This window comes from Photobacterium aquae (assembly GCF_001029445.1).
GTDB lineage: Bacteria > Pseudomonadota > Gammaproteobacteria > Enterobacterales > Vibrionaceae > Photobacterium > Photobacterium aquae.
Genome location: NZ_LDOT01000005.1, coordinates 105019 through 123115, shown reverse-complemented (window position 1 = coordinate 123115; position 18097 = coordinate 105019). Strand labels below are relative to the sequence as shown.

The following is an 18097-nucleotide window of genomic DNA, read 5'->3' as shown; positions in this document are numbered from 1 at the left end:
ACAACAAGGCCGCGTCATGCGGCCTTGTTTTTAATGGTTTGCTAGCCCTGATAACCCGCCAGCAGCAACGTCCACTCGACTTCCTGCCATTGGATGCCGTAACGGCCCACTTCCTTGCGCAGCGAACGCAGGAGCCGATCAAGGTTGCCCTGCTTCCAGCTGTCGCCCGCCTGCCGGTAGCACTTGTCAAAGTCTATCAACCAGCACAGCCCTTCGCCATCGAGCAGGATATTGTGAATATTCAGGTCGGTATGGCACACACCGAGATCGTGCATCTGGCGAATCATCCGGCCGATAGCCTGCCACTCATCCCCCGACAAGCTGCGCTGCTGCAGCACCGCGACCAGATCCCGGGCCCCCGGCACTTTTTCCGTCAGGATATCCGCCCGGTAAAACAAACCGCAGCGAACCGCCCGCGCAGCCACCGGCCGCGGTACCCGAACCCCACCCTCGGCAAGGGTCTTCAGCAACCCCATCTCCAGCGCGCAGCGCGTCTTGTCCCAGCCGGTAAACCAGTACTGGTCTTTGACCACCCGACCCAGCAAGCCACCACGCCAGTAATGGCGCAGGGCCAAAGGAAGGAGAGGCGTATCAATGAAATAGGTCGTCCCCCGCCCGCTAGCCTGCCCGGTAATGGCCGATTTCCCGCGCCAATACGCCGGGTCGAAGCTGGCTTCCGGATCATCGCCGAGCAATTCAGGATCAAACCAAATACGGCTATTTGTTGATGTTATAACTTGCATATGCTTTAAAATATGTGGTTTTACAATTTTTTATCCCAACTGCATAATGCAGTCTTCCCAGTTCTAGAGCAATTAAGTATGGCCCTATTTTCGTCTCCCCCCGCCTCCCTCTGTGTCCTGCGCCTCTCTGCCATCGGCGATGCAAGCAATGCCAGCGCCATGGTACAAGCTATCCAGAGGCAATGGCCTGAGACCAAAATAACCTGGATCATGGGCAAGGCCGAGGCCCAGCTGTTGGGCGACCTGCCGGGGATCAGAGTGATCCCGTTCGACAAGAAACTCGGCTGGAAAGGCTATACCCAGCTCTGGCGCCAGCTCAAAGGCGAGCGCTTCGACGCCCTGCTGCACATGCAGACGGCGCTTCGTGCCAGCATTGCCAGTATCGGGATCAAAGCCCGCCACCGCCTCGGTTTCGATGCGGCCCGCAGCAGCGACCTGCAACATTTGTTCATCAACCACCCCGTCCCGTCACCATCGTCCCCTCATGTCCTAGACGGTTTCATGGCCTTTGCCAAGGAGCTCGGCATCACGGAAATGACGCCACGCTGGGAGATCACCTTGACCGACGCGGACTTTAAGTGGGCCGAGCAGCATGTCGCACCGGACAAACCCGTACTGGTTATTGTTCCGGCCGCCAGCAAGGCCTTCAAGAACTGGACGGCGGAAGGGTATGCCCGGGTGGCAGAGCACGCCCACCTGCGCGGCATGCAGATCATTCTGGCAGGCAGCCCGGCAAAGGTCGAAACCGATTTGGCCGCACAGGTTATAGCCCAATGCCAAGCCCCGCTAAACAACCTGGTCGGCAAGAGCAGCCTCAAACAAATGCAGGCGTTGCTCAGCCATGCGGATCTGGTGATCGCGCCAGACACAGGCCCAGCCCACATGGCAGTAGCCGTCGGCACACCGGTGATTGGCCTCTACGCCCACCACAACCCGCAGCGAACCGGCCCATACCGTTACTTGGACTATGTGGTCAGCGCCTACCGTGAGGCCATCGAAGCCGAGACCGGCAAGCCGCTGGAAGCACTATCCTGGCGCAGCCGGGTCAAGGCCGAAGACGCCATGACCCGGATCCAACCGGCCGCTGTCTGTGCCATGCTAGACAAGGCCCTGATTGATTTTACTATTTTCGAGGAGATCCAATGAGCACCGAGAAGCCAACGCTGGCCGTCGCCCTGATCGTCAAAAATGAAGCCGACAACCTCCAGCAATGCCTGGCATCGGTGGCCGGCTGGGTCGATGAAATCGTGGTGCTGGATTCCGGCAGTACCGACAACACCGAGGCGGTAGCCCGCCAATATACCGACAAGTTCTTCGTCAACGCCGACTGGCCCGGCTTCGGCCCCCAGCGCCGCCTGGCACAAAGCTATGTGGAGTCTGACTATATCCTGTGGCTCGATGCCGACGAGCGCGTGACCCCCGAGCTACGCGCCAGCATCGAGCAGGTACTGGCAGCCCCGCAAGCCAATACCGTCTACAGCATTGCCCGCCTGAGCTGGGTATTCGGCCGCTATATCCGCCATTGCGGCTGGTACCCGGACCGCGTCAACCGCCTCTACCCGACCAAGCTGACCCAGTACAACGAAGATTTGGTACACGAAAAGGTCGAGCTCGGCGACGGGATCACGGTCAGCCCGCTGGAAGGTGACCTGCTCCATTTCACCTACAACGATCTCAACCATTATCTGGTCAAGTCGGCAGGCTATGCCAAGGCATGGGCCGACCAGCGGGAAAAGCGAGGCAAAAAAAGCAGCCTAGGCCAAGGATTGCTCCATGCCGTCGGCTGCTTCCTGAAAATGTACGTCTTGAAGGCGGGCTTCCTTGATGGCAAGCAGGGCTTGCTGCTATCGATCCTCTCTGCCCACTCGACCTTCGTGAAGTATGCGGACCTGTGGATCAGGACCAATACCGACCCGCGAACGCCGTAGCCTCGGCAATCACCTCGTCGATATCGATAAGCCCCATGTCCGTCTCGCTGTCCTTGCCGCGAGGCGGGCAGAATGCCAAATGGCGGCCCTCTGTATTGAGGGTCTTCCAGCGCAGCGGGGTGGCCGAGCGCTTGCTCGGGAAGAAACCGACCGTCGGCACATCCAAGGCAGCGGCAATATGCAGCGGCCCGGTCGAGCCGGCCATGAACAGGTCGGCACAGGCCAGCGAGCGGGTAAAATCCTGCAGCCCGTCGTTCTTGTCGTAAACAACCGCACTGACCTCACCGGCTACCTTCTGATACAGCGATGCGGCCATCGCCTCCTCGCCAGGCCCGGCTGTCAGCACGAACTGGCACGGCTGTGACCGGCCGAGCCCCTTGATAAGCGACGCGTACTGGTCCAGCGACAGGTTATTGGCCGAGCCGCCGGTACCGGCATGGACAAAGCACCAGCGCCGCTCGGTATCCAACCCCGTCTCCGCAACCAGCTTCGCGCGCTGTGCATCAAGCTCGGCGGCATCGAAGCTCAGGTATGGCCCGTGCGGCTCCTGAATCGCGATCCCATTGTCCGTCAGGAAAAAGCGGATCAAATCCAAGTTGTATTCAAACTCTGGCTTGGCCGACTGCGACCGACGCTGCTTGAGGCGGCGGTTGAACAACAGCTGGGCGAGCTTGGTCGCCGGCGCCAGGCGGTATGGGATCTTCGCCCGCCACAGTAGCTTGGCATTATAGCCATTGGAGAACAGGCAAATTGCGGCATCGAACTGCTCGGCACGCAGCGCGGCGCGGAACGCAGCCGCTTCTTCCTTGCCGGCCTTGGCGGTCGGATCGACCATCACCTCGTCAATCCACGGGCACAGCCGGGCAATCGGGGCGGTATAGCCGGGAACCAGTGCTGTCACCCTAGCCGCCGGCAACGACTGTTTGAGCATGGCAAAACTCGGCCACGCCAGCATAAAATCGCCAATTTTATCGTTGCGAACGACAAGGATCTTTTTCATAGCAACTTGTTCCAACTAAAATTTACTCGGCGGGATCATACAAGATAACCAGCCATCCCCATAGTGATTGGGGGGAAAGAATAGAGACTGCGACGGCTTTTTTGATAGCATATCGCCATCACGTTTTAGAGGATCGCCCTGTGAGCCAGAATAAAAATACCCGCGTCATCTACCCCGGTACCTTCGACCCGATCACCAACGGGCACCTGGATCTGATTGAGCGCGCCGCGGCCATGTTCGACCATGTTGTGGTGGGGATCGCCTTCAACCCAAGCAAAAAGCCCCTGTTCGACCTTCAGGAGCGGGTCGAGCTGGCGACCCAGATCACCCGCCACCTCGACAATGTCGAGATAGTCGGCTTCTCGGGCCTATTGGTGGATTTCGCCAAGGAGTACCAGGCCAATGTCCTGGTTCGCGGGCTGCGCGCAGTATCGGACTTCGAATACGAGTTCCAGCTGGCCAACATGAACCGCCGCCTGATGCCCGAACTGGAAACGGTATTCCTGACCCCGGCCGAGGAGAACTCGTTCATCTCGTCGACCATCGTCAAGGAAGTCGCCCTGCACAAGGGCGATGTCAGCCAGTTTGTCGATCCGATTATCTCAGAGGCCCTGAAAGCCAAGCTAGGCCAGCGCTAGCGCCATGTCGCGCCCAAGGTGGCACATTGTCACCTTGGGCCGCCTATTCGCCGTACAGCGTGACTAGCAGCGATAGAAATAGGAGCCGCGATACCCGCCGACAAACACATCGATGCCATCACCGCTGGCAGTGACTGCAAAATACCGTCGTGCGCTGGCCGATCTTGGCTTCGCTGAGCGCAGTGTCGCAACGCGGGCAGGGCTGACCGGCCTTACCGTACACTTGCAGCTCTTGGGCAAAATAGCCCGGCTTGCCGTCGGCGTTCTTGAAGTCCTTGAGGGTCGTGCCCCCTTGCTCGATGGCAAAGGCCAATACCGTTTTAATTTCATCGACCAGCAAAGCTAATCGCTGATAGGAAACTTTGCCAGCCTCGCGCTTGGGGTGGATCCCCGCGGCAAACAAGGATTCATTGGCGTAAATATTGCCAACCCCGACCACCACCTGATTGTCCATGATGAACTGCTTAATCGCTGTCCGGCGTCCCTTGGCCCGTCCCTGTAGATAATCCACCGTAAAGCCGTCACCCAGCGGCTCAGGGCCGAGTTTGCCCAAAACAGGATGCTCCCCCTCCCCAGACTGCCACAACCAAGCCCCGAACCGGCGCGGATCGTTGTAGCGCAACATTTCTCCGCTCGACAGACAGAGATCCACATGATCATGCTTCTCCGGTGGCGTATCAGCAGGCAAAATCCGCAAGCTCCCGGACATTCCGAGGTGGACGATGGCATAACCGGCATCCGTCTCCAGCATCAGGTACTTCGCCCGTCGGCTCACCCGCCGGATGACCTGCCCCTTGATTTGATCAATTTCCTCCGGGATCGGCCAGCGCAATTTCGGGTTGCGCACCACGATATCGGTAACGGTCTGGCCAGTCACATGGGGGGAAATCCCCATCCGGCTAACTTCTACTTCCGGCAATTCAGGCATGGTATTCCTCTGTTATCGGCCAACTTAGGACAACGGCGTGGCCGCAGGGAAAAGATACCCCTCTTCGACGCTGAGAGCCAGCCAGCTGCCCTGCCCGTTGTTTATCAGCCAGAATTGGGGCAGTTGGTAGACCGTCAGCCGCAACGGCTCAATCTGGCCCACCAGCCACACTTCGACACTGCGCGGCGCACCCAGCCCCGGCTTCAAGGCCGCGATCATCTCCTCGTCGACAGCGGTACCCGCCAGTCGCAGCCACCGGGCTGCCAGCTCAGCGGCCGGAACAGGCAGCGAAGCATCCGCCGCCCAGCCCCCTGCCGTATCACGCACCAACGCAACGTCAGGCAGGTTCAACCGCTCTAACACCGCATCAGCCGGCAGCAGATGCTGAAGGGTTTGCTCCTCAGGGGCCATCACCGGCTGGAAATAATGCTTGAACCACGTCGGCAGCTGCAGCACGGCAATAAAAATAATAACGGCAAAAATCAGGACATTGTTCCAGCCCCGGCGGGACAGTCGCATAACGGCTCCTTGGTAGCCAACGCTAAGATAACTAAAAGTAAACTATAACCGCGAACGGCGGCGGAATACAGGAGGCGGGTTCGAGGGGAATGGCTGCCGATTGCCGGCCAGATGGCAATGGCGATGAGCTGTAGAGCAGGGAAAGGCAAATTTCAGGCATAAAAAAACCCAGTTAAAAACTGGGCTTTTTCAAAAAAGCAGCAATCAATTACTTGATTTTAGCTTCTTTGTACATAACGTGCTGGCGAACTACTGGATCAAATTTCTTGATCTCGAATTTGCCTGGCATGTTACGCTTGTTTTTGTCGGTAGTGTAGAAGTGGCCTGTACCAGCTGATGATACTAGACGGATCTTCTCACGAATGCCTTTAGCCATTGTTCAATCCTCTTAAACGTTTTCGCCGCGAGCACGCATATCAGCAAGAACGGCATCAATACCTTTCTTATCAATGATACGCATACCTTTCGCAGTAAGGCGCAGTTTAACGAAGCGTTTTTCGCTTTCTACCCAGAAACGATGAGTTTGCAGGTTAGGCAGAAAACGACGCTTGGTGGCATTACGTGCGTGTGAACGGTTGTTACCCGTTACAGGACGCTTACCAGTTACTTGGCATACACGGGACATTACTGTCTTCTCCAAATCGTTTCAGCTCGATATCAACCGTGGTCTCGTTTAATGAAAATCTTCTCTTTCATTAACCACAGCTATCAAAGGTCGCGCATTATACTAAGTCAAAACCAGTTGCTCAAGTCCCGAGCAGATCCTTTCGCATCATTTTGAACAAATATTGCCTATTTTATAGCCAACCTCGTTCCGCAAAAGAAGTAATTTCGCCGTCTCCAACAACAAAGTGATCCAGAATACGGATATCCACCAACGCTAATGCATCGCATAAGCGGCGGGTTAACCGACGATCTGCCTGACTTGGCTCTGCTACGCCCGATGGGTGATTATGCGCTAAAATCAACGCTGCTGCATTAAGTTCTAGCGATCTTTTTACCACTTCTCTCGGATAAACGCTCGCAGCGTCGATAGTTCCCTCAAATAATACCTCCCCGGAAAGCACCCGATGCTGGTTGTCGAGGAACAAAACATAGAATGCCTCACGCTGGCGATCACGCAATATATGGCTTAGGTAACGACGGGTATGATCAGGGCTGGTCAGCGCATCCCCCTGCTTGAGCGTCTCCTCCAGGTGGCGCTGGTTCATCTCCAGTACCGCCTGCAACTGGGCATACTTGGCGGGCCCCAGCCCCTTGTGCTGGCAGAACGCCTTCTGGTCGGCCGACAACAACGCCCGCAGTGAGCCAAACCGCCCCAGCAGATCGTCGGCCAGCTCGATGGCATTACAGCCGCTGATCCCGGTACGCAGGAAAATCGCCAGCAATTCAGCATCACTCAGTGCCGACGGCCCCCTTGCCAGTAACTTCTCGCGAGGTCGTGACTGCGCTGGTAGTTGTTTTAATGACATACTCTCCTCCTCTCCCCAGCAGAGCCCGCCACTTGCATACCGGCAAGGAATAGAAGCGTTTTTCTCGACGCAGGTAGTGTTTTTGCCAACCCGCCAATGAAACGCCAACAAAAAACTGCCCGTTACCTGTGCTACAGAGCCTGCCCTCGAGGGAATTTGATCATCCGCAAAAAAATATGCTTTTTTTGCGGGCGGGCAAAATTTGGTGGTAATGTGTGCGCATTGTTTAGGCAACCAGATATTACAGGCAACAACATGCAAACCTTGGCTGGAAAAAAAATACTTCTCGGGATCAGCGGCGGCATTGCCGCCTATAAATGTGCCGAGCTCACCCGCCGTCTTATCGAGCGGGGCGCGCAGGTCCAGATCGTCATGACCAAGGCCGCCAAGGAGTTCATCACCCCGCTGACCATGCAGGCCGTATCGGGCCGACCAGTCTCCGACAGCCTGCTGGATCCTGGCGCCGAGGCATCGATGGGCCATATCGAACTGGCCAAGTGGGCCGATCTTGTCTTATTGGCCCCGGCTACCGCCGACCTTATCGCCCGGATGGCGGCGGGCATGGGCAACGATCTGCTATCGACCCTGTGTCTGGCTACCGACTCGCCGATCGCGGTCGCCCCGGCGATGAACCAGCAGATGTACCGCCATGTCGCCACCCAAGAAAACATTGCCACCCTCGCCCGCCGTGGCTGCCAGATCTGGGGACCGGCCAGCGGCGAACAGGCCTGTGGCGATGTCGGCCCTGGCCGCATGCTTGAGCCGATGCAACTTGTCGGGTTGGTAGAAGAGCACTTCCGCCCAGCCGATTGGGACGGCCTGCGCGTCACGGTGACAGCAGGCCCCACCCGCGAGGCCATCGACCCGGTTCGTTACCTGACCAACCAGAGCTCCGGAAAAATGGGCTATGCCATTGCCGAGGCTGCAGCCAAGCGCGGTGCCGACGTCACCTTGATCAGCGGCCCGACCAACTTGCCGACACCAGTAGGGGTCACGCGCGTCGATATCGACAGCGCCAGCCAGATGCACGATGCCGCCCTTGCGCATGCCGTCCAGAGCGATATTTTCATCGGCTGCGCCGCCGTGGCTGATTTCCGCCCGGCCGATATCGCCGCCCACAAGCTCAAGAAGCAAGATGGCGAGGACGAGATGGTACTGCGCCTGGTGAAGAACCCCGATATTATCGCCGCCGTCGCAGGTCTTACCAAACAACGCCCGTTTACCGTGGGGTTCGCAGCCGAAACCCAGAACGTCGAGCACTATGCCCGCGACAAGCTGGACCGCAAGGGGCTTGATCTGATCTGCGCCAATGATGTGTCGCAGCAAGATATCGGCTTCAACAGTGACAGCAATGCCCTTCACCTTTACTGGGCCGATGGCGACAAGGCACTGCCGCTGTGCAGCAAGGCCGAGCTTGGCCAACAGCTGATGGCCGAAGTGGTCGCCCGTTACCGCGGCTAGCGTACCGGCATTCCCACCAACCTCAGAACAATTCCCATGCCCAGTGTAAAGCTGGGCATCTTTTTGCCGATAAAGCGATCAGTATCGGTCTGAGGTGCTTTTCTCCGTCCGGCTCCGCCGCTAAGATATGCGGGCTTTACGCTGTCCGCTGACAGTCTCATTTTGAAAAGGAACGGTTATTCATGGCTGGCAACAAGAAAAACAACCGCCGCGAAGAAATATTGCAAGCACTGGCACACATGCTGGAATCAGCCCAAGGCAGCCAGCGTATTACCACTGCCAAGCTGGCTGCTCAGGTCGGTGTCTCCGAAGCCGCCCTCTATCGCCACTTCCCGAGCAAGGCAAGAATGTTTGAGGGGCTCATCGAGTTCATCGAAGATACGATTACCACGCGGATCAACCGCATTCTGGACGACGAGAAAGATACCCTAAACCGCCTGCGGATGGTGATGCAGCTCATACTGGGCTTTGCCGAGCGCAACCCGGGCCTGAGCCGTATCATGACCGGCCACGCCCTGATGTTTGAACAAGACCGCCTCCAGGCCCGGATCAACCAGCTGTTCGAGCGTATCGAAACCCAACTGCGCCAAATCCTGCGCGAGCGCAAGCTGCGTGAAGGCAAGGGGTTCCCGGTCGACGAGTCTATCCTCGCCGCCCAGCTCCTAGGCCAGGTAGAAGGCAGCCTCAACCGCTTCGTCCGCTCCAACTTCAAATACAAGCCAACGGCCAGCTTCGACGACTACTGGCGCCTGCTCAGTGCCGAACTGGGGTAATCGCCCCGTACGCCAAGCAGCGCCAAAAACAAAAGCGGAAGTCAACGACTCCCGCTTTGTTGTCTAAGCCCTTGGACTTCCCTTCGCCCGATTACGTACGAACGGTCTTACACCCCGTACTGGGCGCGGTAGGCTTTCACCGCCTCTAGGTGCTCGGCCATGCCCTCCTGCTCCTCGAGGTAGCTCACCACATCCCCCAAGCAAACAATGGAAATCACCGCGCAGCCGAAGTCTCGCTCCACTTCCTGAATCGCAGAGAGCTCGCCCTTGCCCTTTTCCTGACGGTCAATCGCCACCAGCACACCGGCCAGATCCGCGCCGTTGGCCTGGATAATCTCCATCGACTCGCGAATCGCCGTGCCGGCAGTGATCACGTCATCCACCAGCATGATACGGCCTTCCAGCGGGCTGCCGACCAAGTTGCCGCCCTCGCCATGATCCTTGGCTTCCTTGCGGTTGAAACAATAAGGCGTATCGACATCGTGCTGGTCCGCCAACGCCACTGCCGTGGTGGTCGCGATCGGAATCCCCTTGTAGGCAGGGCCGAACAGCACATCGAACTCTATCTTGGCATCCACCAAAGCCTCAGCGTAAAAACGGCCCAGACGTGCCAGATCACGCCCCGTATTAAACAGCCCCGCATTGAAGAAGTACGGGCTCTTGCGGCCAGATTTCAGGGTAAACTCACCAAACTTCAGTACGCCCTTTTCCAAGGCAAATTCGATGAACTGACGCTGATATGCTTTCATGGTTTCTCCTTATTCGATTGCATAGTGTTACGTAATTAACGGTGACGCTGCCTACACCGCGGATAGGCCCGGGTGCAGGCCAAAAAAAAGCGGCTCCAACAGGAACCGCTTTCAAAAATCAATTTTCCAACGCTCGCTTCTGAACGCCGATGATGTCGTCAATGCCGCTCTTGGCCAATGCCAGCATCGCCAACAGCTCTTCGTGGCTGAAGGCCTCGCCTTCTGCCGTACCTTGGATTTCAATCATCTTGCCATCCTCGGTCATCACCACATTCATATCGGTTTCTGCCGCCGAGTCCTCGAGGTACTCCAGATCGCAAATCGGCTCGCCGTTGTAGATCCCGACAGACACAGCCGCCACCATGCCTTTGAGCGGGCTTTTCTTGATCAGCCCTTTGTCCAGCATGTAGTTGATAGCATCAACCAGCGCAACCATCGCACCGGTGATTGACGCGGTACGGGTACCACCATCGGCTTGGATGACATCACAGTCGACAGTGATCATCTGCTCGCCCAGTACATCCAAATCAACCGCTGCACGCAGGCTGCGGGCGATCAGGCGCTGGATTTCCATCGTTCGGCCACCCTGCTTGCCGCTTGCCGCCTCACGGCGGTTACGCGAGTGGGTTGCGCGCGGCAGCATGCCGTACTCGGCAGTCACCCAGCCTTGGCCCTTGCCTTTAAGCCAACGCGGAACACTTTCCTCGACGCTGGCGGTACAGATCACTTTGGTATTGCCAAACTCAACCAATACCGACCCTTCGGCATGGGCAGTAAACTGACGGGTAATGGTGATTGGGCGCACCTGGTTGGCACTTCTTCCGCTTGGACGCATCGGGTTTTCTCCGGCTGGCTGACATTAACCGGCGATTATAGCTACAACCGCTGGCCAGTGCACGAGAAAAGCGAGCCCCTGCAACATAGGGTTACAGAGTGCTGCCGTTAGTGGCAGGCTCGGCCTGAATATCTACTGCCTCAAGCTCAATCTCTGCTGGAGCCTGAGCAGTACCGGTGCTATCACAACGGTAGACATTGCCCATCATGGTCACCGAGCTCATAAAGCCGAACGGCTCGTAAAGGTAGAGCGTGTCGCCACCCTGTGCCGCCGTCTTGATCCGCATCTGATTGACCGCGCCCCACACCATATCCTTGTCGGCATGCAGCCAGTAATCATAAAAATGGCCTTCCGACCCGATCACTGTACCCAGATGCTCGCAGCCGCGCAGCGCATCACTGTCATTCCACAGCACCTTGACCTGGCGTGACTCAGCCGTCGGGAATGTCACACACCCGGACAGTGCAACCAGCACCCCGGCCAAAACAACAGAACGTGTAATTTTCATCAACTATTTGGTTAAAAAAAACAAAAGGTGGCGGAGTGTAACGGCAAAAAACACAAAACGCACTCGATATTCCACCGCTACGGCCAATTTATCATCACAGCCCCCGCCAGCCGAGGATGTGACGCAATGCCGATAATCACCGACCGGATAGCCAAGCTATTAAATTCGCACTGAAACACCCTTATAGAGAGTGCTATAATCAGGCCACCATGAAGCCTGCGCCCCTTGGTGAGCACAACGCTGGCAGCCCCCGAGCCGACAGCAAAACAGCAGGATTCTTACCTTTAGCAAAGAGGCCAACCGCCAATGATCCACAGTATGACCGCCTATGCCCGTCGCGAAGTAAAAGCCGACTGGGGAACAGCCGTTTGGGAAATCCGCTCCGTCAACCAACGCTACCTAGAAACCTACCTCCGCCTCCCGGAGCAGTTCCGCAGCCTTGAGCCGGTTCTGCGCGAGCGCTTCCGCAAGCGCCTAGCACGCGGCAAGGTGGAATGTGGCCTGCGCTTTGAGATCAACCCAGCCGCCAATACCGAGCTGACCATCAACGAAGAGCTAGCCAAGCAGGTGATCAAAGCGGCCAAATGGGTGAAGGATGCCGCTGGCGAAGGCAGCATCGGTCCTTTCCAGGTACTGAACTGGCCTGGCGTGATGGAAGCACCCGAGCAGGATCTCGACGCCATCAACCAGGATCTGCTGGCGGGCTTTGAACTGGCGGTCGATGACTTCCTTGCCGCCCGCGCCAGCGAAGGCGACAACATGAAGGTCTTGATTGAACAGCGCCTTGACGCCATCTCGGCGGAAGCCGCCAAGGTACGCAGCATGATGCCGGAAGTGATGAACTGGCAGCGCGAGCGCATCCTTACCCGCCTAGAAGAAGCCAAGGTCGAGCTGGATGCCAACCGCGTCGAGCAGGAACTGATCATGCTGGCACAAAAGAGTGACGTGGCCGAGGAGCTCGACCGCCTAGACTCACACGTCAAGGAAACCCAGAAAATCATGAAGAAAGGCGGTGCCTGTGGCCGACGCCTCGACTTTATGATGCAGGAATTCAACCGCGAGTCGAACACTCTGGCCTCGAAGTCGATCAACACCGAAATCACCAGCGCGGCTGTCGAGCTCAAAGTGCTCATCGAACAGATGCGCGAGCAGATCCAGAACATCGAGTAAACGCCGCTTAGGCTGCTACTTGTCTATTCCTAAATGCCCTGCTAGCAGGGCGTTTTTTTGCTTGTCAGTAATGGGATCCTAACCATATAGAAGCAGATCCCTAGGCGTTGCAGATCCAAAGGCTATCATGAATAATGAGAGTCCTTAATAAAAAAACGACATTTTAAATACGTGTGATTTGATGAATATTTTAATGGCCCTATCCCAGCTCGAAGTGACTGGTGCGGAAGTCTACGCAACGACCGTCGGCGACGAGCTGACCCAGCGTGGACACAATGTGTTTTACGTGTCCGACACGCTAACCAAGCCTCACCAAGGGCCATTTTTCAAACTGCGGTTCAACAAACGCAGCGTACCCCGCCGTTTCTGGCACGTCGCCTACCTGATCTACCTAATCAAAAAGCACAACATCCAGCTGGTCCATGCCCATTCTCGCGCCTCGAGCTGGAGCTGCCATATCGCCTGCAAGCTGACCAACACCCCGATGGTGACCACGGTCCACGGCCGCCAGCCCGTCCATGCCTCGCGCAAGAAATTCCATGCCATGGGCGACAAGGCCCTGCCGGTCTGCGAAGCCATCCGCGACCAGCTCCACCGCGATCTGGACGTGCCGCTCGATACCATGGCCGTCAGCCGCAACGGCATTGAAACCGGCACCTTCCAGTGGCAGCCGGCCCCGGCCAACCGCAAGCCGGTCATTACCATTATCGGCCGCCTGTCCGGCCCCAAGGGCGATGTCTGCCACAAGCTGCTCAGCGAATGCCTCGATGCGGAAAAGTACGATATCCGCGTCGTGTCTGGCTCCGAGCTCACCGACACCTTCGCGCCGTTTACCGATACCGTCACCTTTGCCGGCTATACCAATGACGTCCAGTCCGTCATGGCCGGTTCCGATCTGGTGATCGGGGCAGGACGGGTCGCGATGGAAGCGCTGCTCTGCGGCCGCCCGACCCTGGCTATCGGTGAGGCGCGCTGTATCGGCATCGTCGGCCCGGACAACCTGGCCGACGCCATGGCCACCAACTTCGGCGATATCGGGCCGAAGAACCTCGATATCGATTTCACCACCATCCCGGCACTGGTCGAGCAAGGCCTCAGCCAGCCTCACTGCGACCAAGCGGTGGCGCAAGCCATCAAGGCCAACTACGACCTTGCCGCCATCGTCGACCAGCTCGAAGACAACTACCAGAGCGTCTACGTCGAGAAACTGCAGCGCGAAGTCCCGGTGATCATGTACCACCGCTTCATCAAGGATGACAGCGAGAAGGGGGTACACGGCACCTACATGCATGTCGACATGCTCGACAAGCACTTTGCCCTGCTCAAAAAGATGGGCTTCGAGACCCTGACCTTCCGGGATCTGGCCGACAAGGGCCTCATCCACCGGCTCGAGTACGGCAAGCGCTACATCATCATCACCGTCGACGACGGCTACCGCGACAACCACGAACTGCTGCTGCCGCTGCTGCAGAAATACGGCTTCAAGGCTGTGGTGTACGTGGTCACCGGGGAAACCTTCAACAAGTGGGATGTCGAGGTAGAGAACAACCCGGAGAAACCCGTCGTCCTGATGTCACGCGACGAGGTCAAGGCGCTGCACGACTCGGGCTGTATCGAGATCGGCGGCCATACCCTGACCCACCCGCGCCTGAGCCAGCTTGGCCGGGACGAGCAGCAAACCGAAATCGCGCAGAACAAGGCCGAGCTGGAAGCCCTGCTGGGCGAGCCGCTGTGCTCCTTCGCCTACCCGTACGGCGACCACAATCAGGACTCCAAGGACTTGGCGGCAGAGCTGGATTACCAGTTTGCCGTCGCGACCAACAGCGGCCCGCTGGCACTGCACCAAGACCGCTACCAGATCCGCCGGATCGCCATATTCCCGAAAACCGATGTTTTCAGCCTGTGGCGCAAGGTTCGCGGTAATTACACCTTCAGAAAAGCCAAGAAATAATTAAATGCAATCAATAAAAAATATCACGACCCCATTGTCGCTACTGAGTATCGCCTTGGTCCCGGCCCTGCTGCTGACCACGGACAACTGGAGCGTGGCGGTCATTGCGCTGATGGTACTGGTTTCAGTCACCTATCTCGCCAAGCACAGGAAAACCATCCGGCTGACCCGTTTCGACGCGCTGGTGATGGCCTGTCTGTCCGTCTACTTCCTGGCCAATATCCCGATCACGGTCCTCGATGGCACCACCCTGCGCTATTTCGATGGGGGGCTGAGGCTGCTGCTGTGTATCCCAATCTACCTGATGTTCTCGCGGGTCCTCAAAGGACAGGATATTGCGCCCTATCTCTCAGCGGGGATCATTGCCGGCAGCCTCGGCGCACTGTGCCTCGCCGTTTACCAGTTCTTCGTCCTCGGCATGCCACGAGTGGACGGTTTTCTCTACAGCATCAACTTCGGCTACCTTTCCGCCGCCCTGACCGCCCTTGCAGCCTGCCTGATCCCCTTTGCCCGCTGGAAGAAAACACTGGCGACCGCGGCCTGCTGTGCTACTGCTGCCACCTTGCTAACCCTAACCCGAGGGGCAATTTTCACCCTGCCGCTCCTGCTGTTTTTCGGCATTCTTATCTACTGGCAACGCACCAACTGGAAGCTACTGGTTATCGCGGCGCTGGGGGTGGTATTCACATCACTCACCGTCTACCAACTCTCACCGAGCTTCAAAGCGCGAATGAACTACACCTTGGTCGAATTTACCAATATCGCCACTGGCAAGGTTGCCGAGGCCACTTCGAGCGGTACCCGGCTCCTGCTGTGGCGGGCAGCCACTGACGCCTTCGAGCAGAGCCCGCTGATCGGCCTGCCGTACCATGACCGCGAGGCCCTGAACCACCAACTCTATGCCGAAGGCAAGGTCAACGCCTATATCCGCGATCTCAACCGTGGCCATGCCCACAGCCAGTACTTTGAAATGCTCGCCAGTACCGGCAGCCTGAGCTTCCTCACTATCTTGATGATGCTGATCGTGCCCGCCGTGATTTTCCTGCGCCACTACCGATCGCACCGCAGCCAGTGGGGGTTCACCGCCACCGTATTCATTGCCGGATTCATGATTTACGGCCTGACCGAGGCCCTGCTGCAAGCCAACACCATCAGTGCCTTCTACGGCTTCATGCTGGCGGTGTTCTTTGCGCAGGTCAGCATCGAAAAGTACAATATAGACAATAGCATCGAGCAACCGAGCCACACTCAATGAAGATTCTGATTATCGGCCCGTCATGGGTCGGTGACATGGTGATGTCACAAAGCCTCTACACCACACTGAAGCAACAGCATCCCGAAGCCACCATCGACGTACTGGCCCCGGCTTGGTGCAAACCGATCCTCGAGCGCATGCCGGAAATCAACCAGGCCCTGGAAATGCCAATCGGTCACGGCATGTTCAACCTGAGCGGCCGCTGGAAGCTTGGCCGCAGCCTGGCCGGCAACGGCTACACCCATGCATTCGTACTGCCAAACTCGGCCAAATCGGCCCTGATCCCGCTATTTGCCGAGATCGCGTCCCGCACCGGATGGAAAGGCGAAATGCGTTACGGCCTGCTCAATGACCTGCGTCCTGACCGCAAGGTATTCCAGTACATGGTCGAACGCTACGTCGCCCTCGCCTATCCCAAGGACAGCATGTTGCAGCAGGTCAAACTGGCCAACTGCCCGCGCCCAGCACTGAGCGTCGACCCGCAAGCGCAACAGCAGGCACTGGCACGCCATAGCCTCTCGACCGACCGGCCGGCTATCGGCCTGTGCCCGGGGGCTGAGTTCGGCCCAGCCAAGCGCTGGCCGGAAAGGCACTATGCCGAGATTGCCCTGCGCCTAATCGAAAAAGGCCAGCAGATCTGGCTATTCGGCTCGGCCAAAGACCGCGAAGTTACCGAGGCTATCCGCAACACGCTCCCAGCGGAACTGCAGGCCCACTGTCACAACCTTGCCGGGGAAACGACCCTGATCGAGGCGGTTGACCTGTTGGCGGCCTGCCACACCGTGGTCAGCAACGACTCCGGCCTGATGCATGTCTCCGCCGCCGTTGGCTGCAATATCGTGGCAATTTATGGCTCTAGCTCACCAAAATACACCCCGCCGCTTGCTGATAGCGTGGAAATGGTTCACACAGATATCGAGTGCCGCCCGTGCTTCAAGCGCGAGTGCCCTCTGCAACACCTAGACTGTCTCAACAAGCTACCACCCTCAACGGTTCTGCAAGCCGTAGAAAAATTTATCGGATGAATGCATGCAACACCTATGGTTTGAACGCGGTGCCTATGCATCGAAACAGGCACGACGCTATATTGCCAACGATTTCTCCCCCGAGAAAATCCAAAAAATCGCGGTCTTTCGCCACGCGGCGCTGGGCGATCAGGTTATTGTCCGCCCGTTCCTGATCGAGGCGCGCAAGTTTTTCCCAAATGCCAAGATCACCTTGGTCGGGGTCTCGAACTACCAGTACGGGACGCCGTCGGATCTGGCCGACGAGACCCTGTTCATGCAGGGCAAGCACCGCAAGAACGAGCTGACCCTCAAAGAGCGTATCGCCGACTTCACCCAGCTTGAGGAGCAGGACATCATCTTCGATCTGGCCGGCACCAACCGCTCGTACTGGATGACCCTGTTCAGCAAGGCCAAGCTCAAGTTCGGTTTCCCCTACAAGCCATACCTGTGCGGGACGCTGTACAATATCGCGGTATTCCGCTCCGACTACCAGCCGGAGCTGGAGTGCATGCTCGACATGCTCAAGATGCTGGGCCACAACCCGCGGCGCCCGCTGGACTTCGGCTACCCTAGCCATCTCGACCTGTTTGACCAGCAGCAGTCAATGCCGAAGGTGCTTTACTTCAACGGTGCCTCGACCCAGTCGAAAATCCTGAGCAAGGAGCAAATGAAGGCGTTCATCGAGCAGGCCATCGTGCGCTTCCCCGACTACCACCATGTTTACCTAGAAGGCAAAAACACTTTTGAGAAGGGCGAGTTCCTGAGCGTTCTGGAAACCAACGACAACTTCTCGATCCAACCCTGCCTGCCGCTAGAACAACTGGTGGAGCTCGTCGCCGAGGCCCGTCTTGTCGTCGCGCCGGATACCGGCGTGCGCAACGTTGCTATTTCGACCCACACCCCGACCGTCGGTATTTTTTACTCCACCGTGCCGTTCCGCTACACCCCGCTGGACGGCAACCACCAGATCGTGATGAATGCCGACGGCACCGTGCCTAACAGCGAGCAAATCATCGCTGGCATGGAGGCGGCACTGGAGCCCCAAGCCGCATATTGCTAAACCAGACAATGGGAAAGCCGTCAGGTTCTCCCGTTTGTTTCCAGGCACACCCAAAGCAAGCTGGCTTATCACCCGGGTCAATTTCAACCATACACAACAG

Annotated in this window: 20 protein-coding genes; 10 read left to right on the top strand and 10 right to left on the bottom strand. The window is 57.6% G+C overall.

Annotated elements, in window-relative coordinates:
* Nucleotides 1-41 precede the first annotated feature (41 nt).
* Nucleotides 42-743 carry a 3-deoxy-D-manno-octulosonic acid kinase gene (locus ABT56_RS05095; RefSeq protein WP_047877786.1) on the bottom strand — a complete coding sequence of 234 codons (702 nt, stop codon included), beginning with the start codon at nt 741-743 and terminating at the stop codon, nt 42-44.
* 78 nt (nt 744-821) lie between these two features.
* Between ABT56_RS05095 and ABT56_RS05090 the strand changes: the two genes are divergently transcribed.
* Both ABT56_RS05090 and ABT56_RS05085 read left to right on the top strand, forming a co-directional pair.
* Nucleotides 822-1889 (top strand): glycosyltransferase family 9 protein, encoded by a 1068-nt coding sequence (locus tag ABT56_RS05090; protein WP_047877785.1) that lies wholly within the window; start codon nt 822-824, stop codon nt 1887-1889.
* Nucleotides 1886-2671, top strand: coding sequence for a glycosyltransferase family 2 protein (locus ABT56_RS05085; RefSeq protein WP_047877784.1), 786 nt, complete (start codon nt 1886-1888; stop codon nt 2669-2671). The genes ABT56_RS05090 and ABT56_RS05085 overlap by 4 nt, the downstream gene beginning before the upstream one ends.
* On the opposite strand, the gene ABT56_RS05080 is transcribed toward ABT56_RS05085, so the two are convergent.
* Nucleotides 2640-3671, bottom strand: a complete 1032-nt coding sequence (locus tag ABT56_RS05080; protein ID WP_047877783.1) for a glycosyltransferase family 9 protein — start codon at nt 3669-3671, stop codon at nt 2640-2642. The genes ABT56_RS05085 and ABT56_RS05080 overlap by 32 nt on opposite strands.
* A gap of 140 nt (nt 3672-3811) precedes the next feature.
* On the opposite strand from ABT56_RS05080, the gene coaD reads away from it, so the two are divergent.
* A complete protein-coding gene (coaD, locus tag ABT56_RS05075) occupies nt 3812-4309 on the top strand; it encodes a pantetheine-phosphate adenylyltransferase (protein WP_047877782.1) in 498 nt (165 codons plus the stop codon).
* Between the two features lie 118 nt (nt 4310-4427).
* Here the strand turns inward: coaD and mutM are convergent, their stop codons facing one another.
* The 5 genes from mutM to radC form a co-directional block, all read right to left on the bottom strand.
* Complete coding sequence (gene mutM, locus ABT56_RS05070) at nt 4428-5237, bottom strand: bifunctional DNA-formamidopyrimidine glycosylase/DNA-(apurinic or apyrimidinic site) lyase (protein WP_047877781.1); 810 nt, start codon at nt 5235-5237, stop codon at nt 4428-4430.
* A 24-nt stretch (nt 5238-5261) separates the two neighbouring features.
* Nucleotides 5262-5756, bottom strand: coding sequence for a hypothetical protein (locus ABT56_RS05065; RefSeq protein WP_047877780.1), 495 nt, complete (start codon nt 5754-5756; stop codon nt 5262-5264).
* 208 nt (nt 5757-5964) lie between these two features.
* Entirely contained in the window at nt 5965-6132 is a 168-nt protein-coding gene (gene rpmG, locus ABT56_RS05060; RefSeq protein ID WP_002535344.1) for a 50S ribosomal protein L33, read from the bottom strand.
* 12 nt (nt 6133-6144) lie between these two features.
* Entirely contained in the window at nt 6145-6381 is a 237-nt protein-coding gene (gene rpmB, locus ABT56_RS05055) for a 50S ribosomal protein L28 (protein ID WP_047877779.1), read from the bottom strand.
* A gap of 172 nt (nt 6382-6553) precedes the next feature.
* Nucleotides 6554-7228: a RadC family protein gene (gene radC, locus ABT56_RS05050; RefSeq protein WP_047877778.1), complete on the bottom strand. Its 675-nt coding sequence runs from the start codon at nt 7226-7228 to the stop codon at nt 6554-6556.
* Nucleotides 7229-7483: 255 nt separating this feature from the next.
* Here radC and coaBC point away from each other — a divergent pair, with 255 nt between their 5' ends.
* Together coaBC and slmA are read left to right on the top strand one after the other, a co-directional pair.
* Entirely contained in the window at nt 7484-8689 is a 1206-nt protein-coding gene (gene coaBC, locus ABT56_RS05045) for a bifunctional phosphopantothenoylcysteine decarboxylase/phosphopantothenate--cysteine ligase CoaBC (RefSeq protein WP_047877777.1), read from the top strand.
* A gap of 182 nt (nt 8690-8871) precedes the next feature.
* Nucleotides 8872-9462 carry a nucleoid occlusion factor SlmA gene (gene slmA / locus ABT56_RS05040; protein ID WP_047877776.1) on the top strand — a complete coding sequence of 197 codons (591 nt, stop codon included), beginning with the start codon at nt 8872-8874 and terminating at the stop codon, nt 9460-9462.
* 107 nt (nt 9463-9569) lie between these two features.
* Here slmA and pyrE read toward each other — a convergent pair whose 3' ends face one another.
* The 3 genes from pyrE to ABT56_RS05025 all read right to left on the bottom strand — a co-directional run bounded on the left by pyrE (nt 9570) and on the right by ABT56_RS05025 (nt 11554).
* Entirely contained in the window at nt 9570-10211 is a 642-nt protein-coding gene (pyrE, locus tag ABT56_RS05035) for an orotate phosphoribosyltransferase (protein WP_047877775.1), read from the bottom strand.
* 118 nt (nt 10212-10329) lie between these two features.
* Nucleotides 10330-11046: a ribonuclease PH gene (rph, locus tag ABT56_RS05030; RefSeq protein WP_047877774.1), complete on the bottom strand. Its 717-nt coding sequence runs from the start codon at nt 11044-11046 to the stop codon at nt 10330-10332.
* Nucleotides 11047-11137: 91 nt separating this feature from the next.
* Nucleotides 11138-11554, bottom strand: coding sequence for a DUF4156 domain-containing protein (locus tag ABT56_RS05025; RefSeq protein ID WP_047877773.1), 417 nt, complete (start codon nt 11552-11554; stop codon nt 11138-11140).
* A 306-nt stretch (nt 11555-11860) separates the two neighbouring features.
* Between ABT56_RS05025 and ABT56_RS05020 the strand changes: the two genes are divergently transcribed.
* The 5 genes from ABT56_RS05020 (at nt 11861) to ABT56_RS05000 (ending at nt 17997) form a co-directional block, all read left to right on the top strand.
* Nucleotides 11861-12724: a YicC/YloC family endoribonuclease gene (locus ABT56_RS05020; RefSeq protein WP_047877772.1), complete on the top strand. Its 864-nt coding sequence runs from the start codon at nt 11861-11863 to the stop codon at nt 12722-12724.
* Between the two features lie 181 nt (nt 12725-12905).
* The gene (locus ABT56_RS05015) at nt 12906-14675 is read left to right on the top strand and encodes a bifunctional glycosyltransferase family 4 protein/polysaccharide deacetylase (protein WP_047877771.1); all 1770 of its coding nucleotides are present in this window, start codon (nt 12906-12908) and stop codon (nt 14673-14675) included.
* Between the two features lie 4 nt (nt 14676-14679).
* Entirely contained in the window at nt 14680-15930 is a 1251-nt protein-coding gene (locus ABT56_RS05010) for an O-antigen ligase family protein (protein WP_047877770.1), read from the top strand.
* Nucleotides 15927-16955, top strand: coding sequence for a lipopolysaccharide heptosyltransferase II (gene waaF / locus ABT56_RS05005; RefSeq protein ID WP_047877769.1), 1029 nt, complete (start codon nt 15927-15929; stop codon nt 16953-16955). Before ABT56_RS05010 ends, waaF begins: the two co-directional genes overlap by 4 nt.
* Before the next feature lie 4 nt (nt 16956-16959).
* Entirely contained in the window at nt 16960-17997 is a 1038-nt protein-coding gene (locus ABT56_RS05000) for a glycosyltransferase family 9 protein (RefSeq protein WP_047877768.1), read from the top strand.
* Nucleotides 17998-18097: the final 100 nt, after the last annotated feature.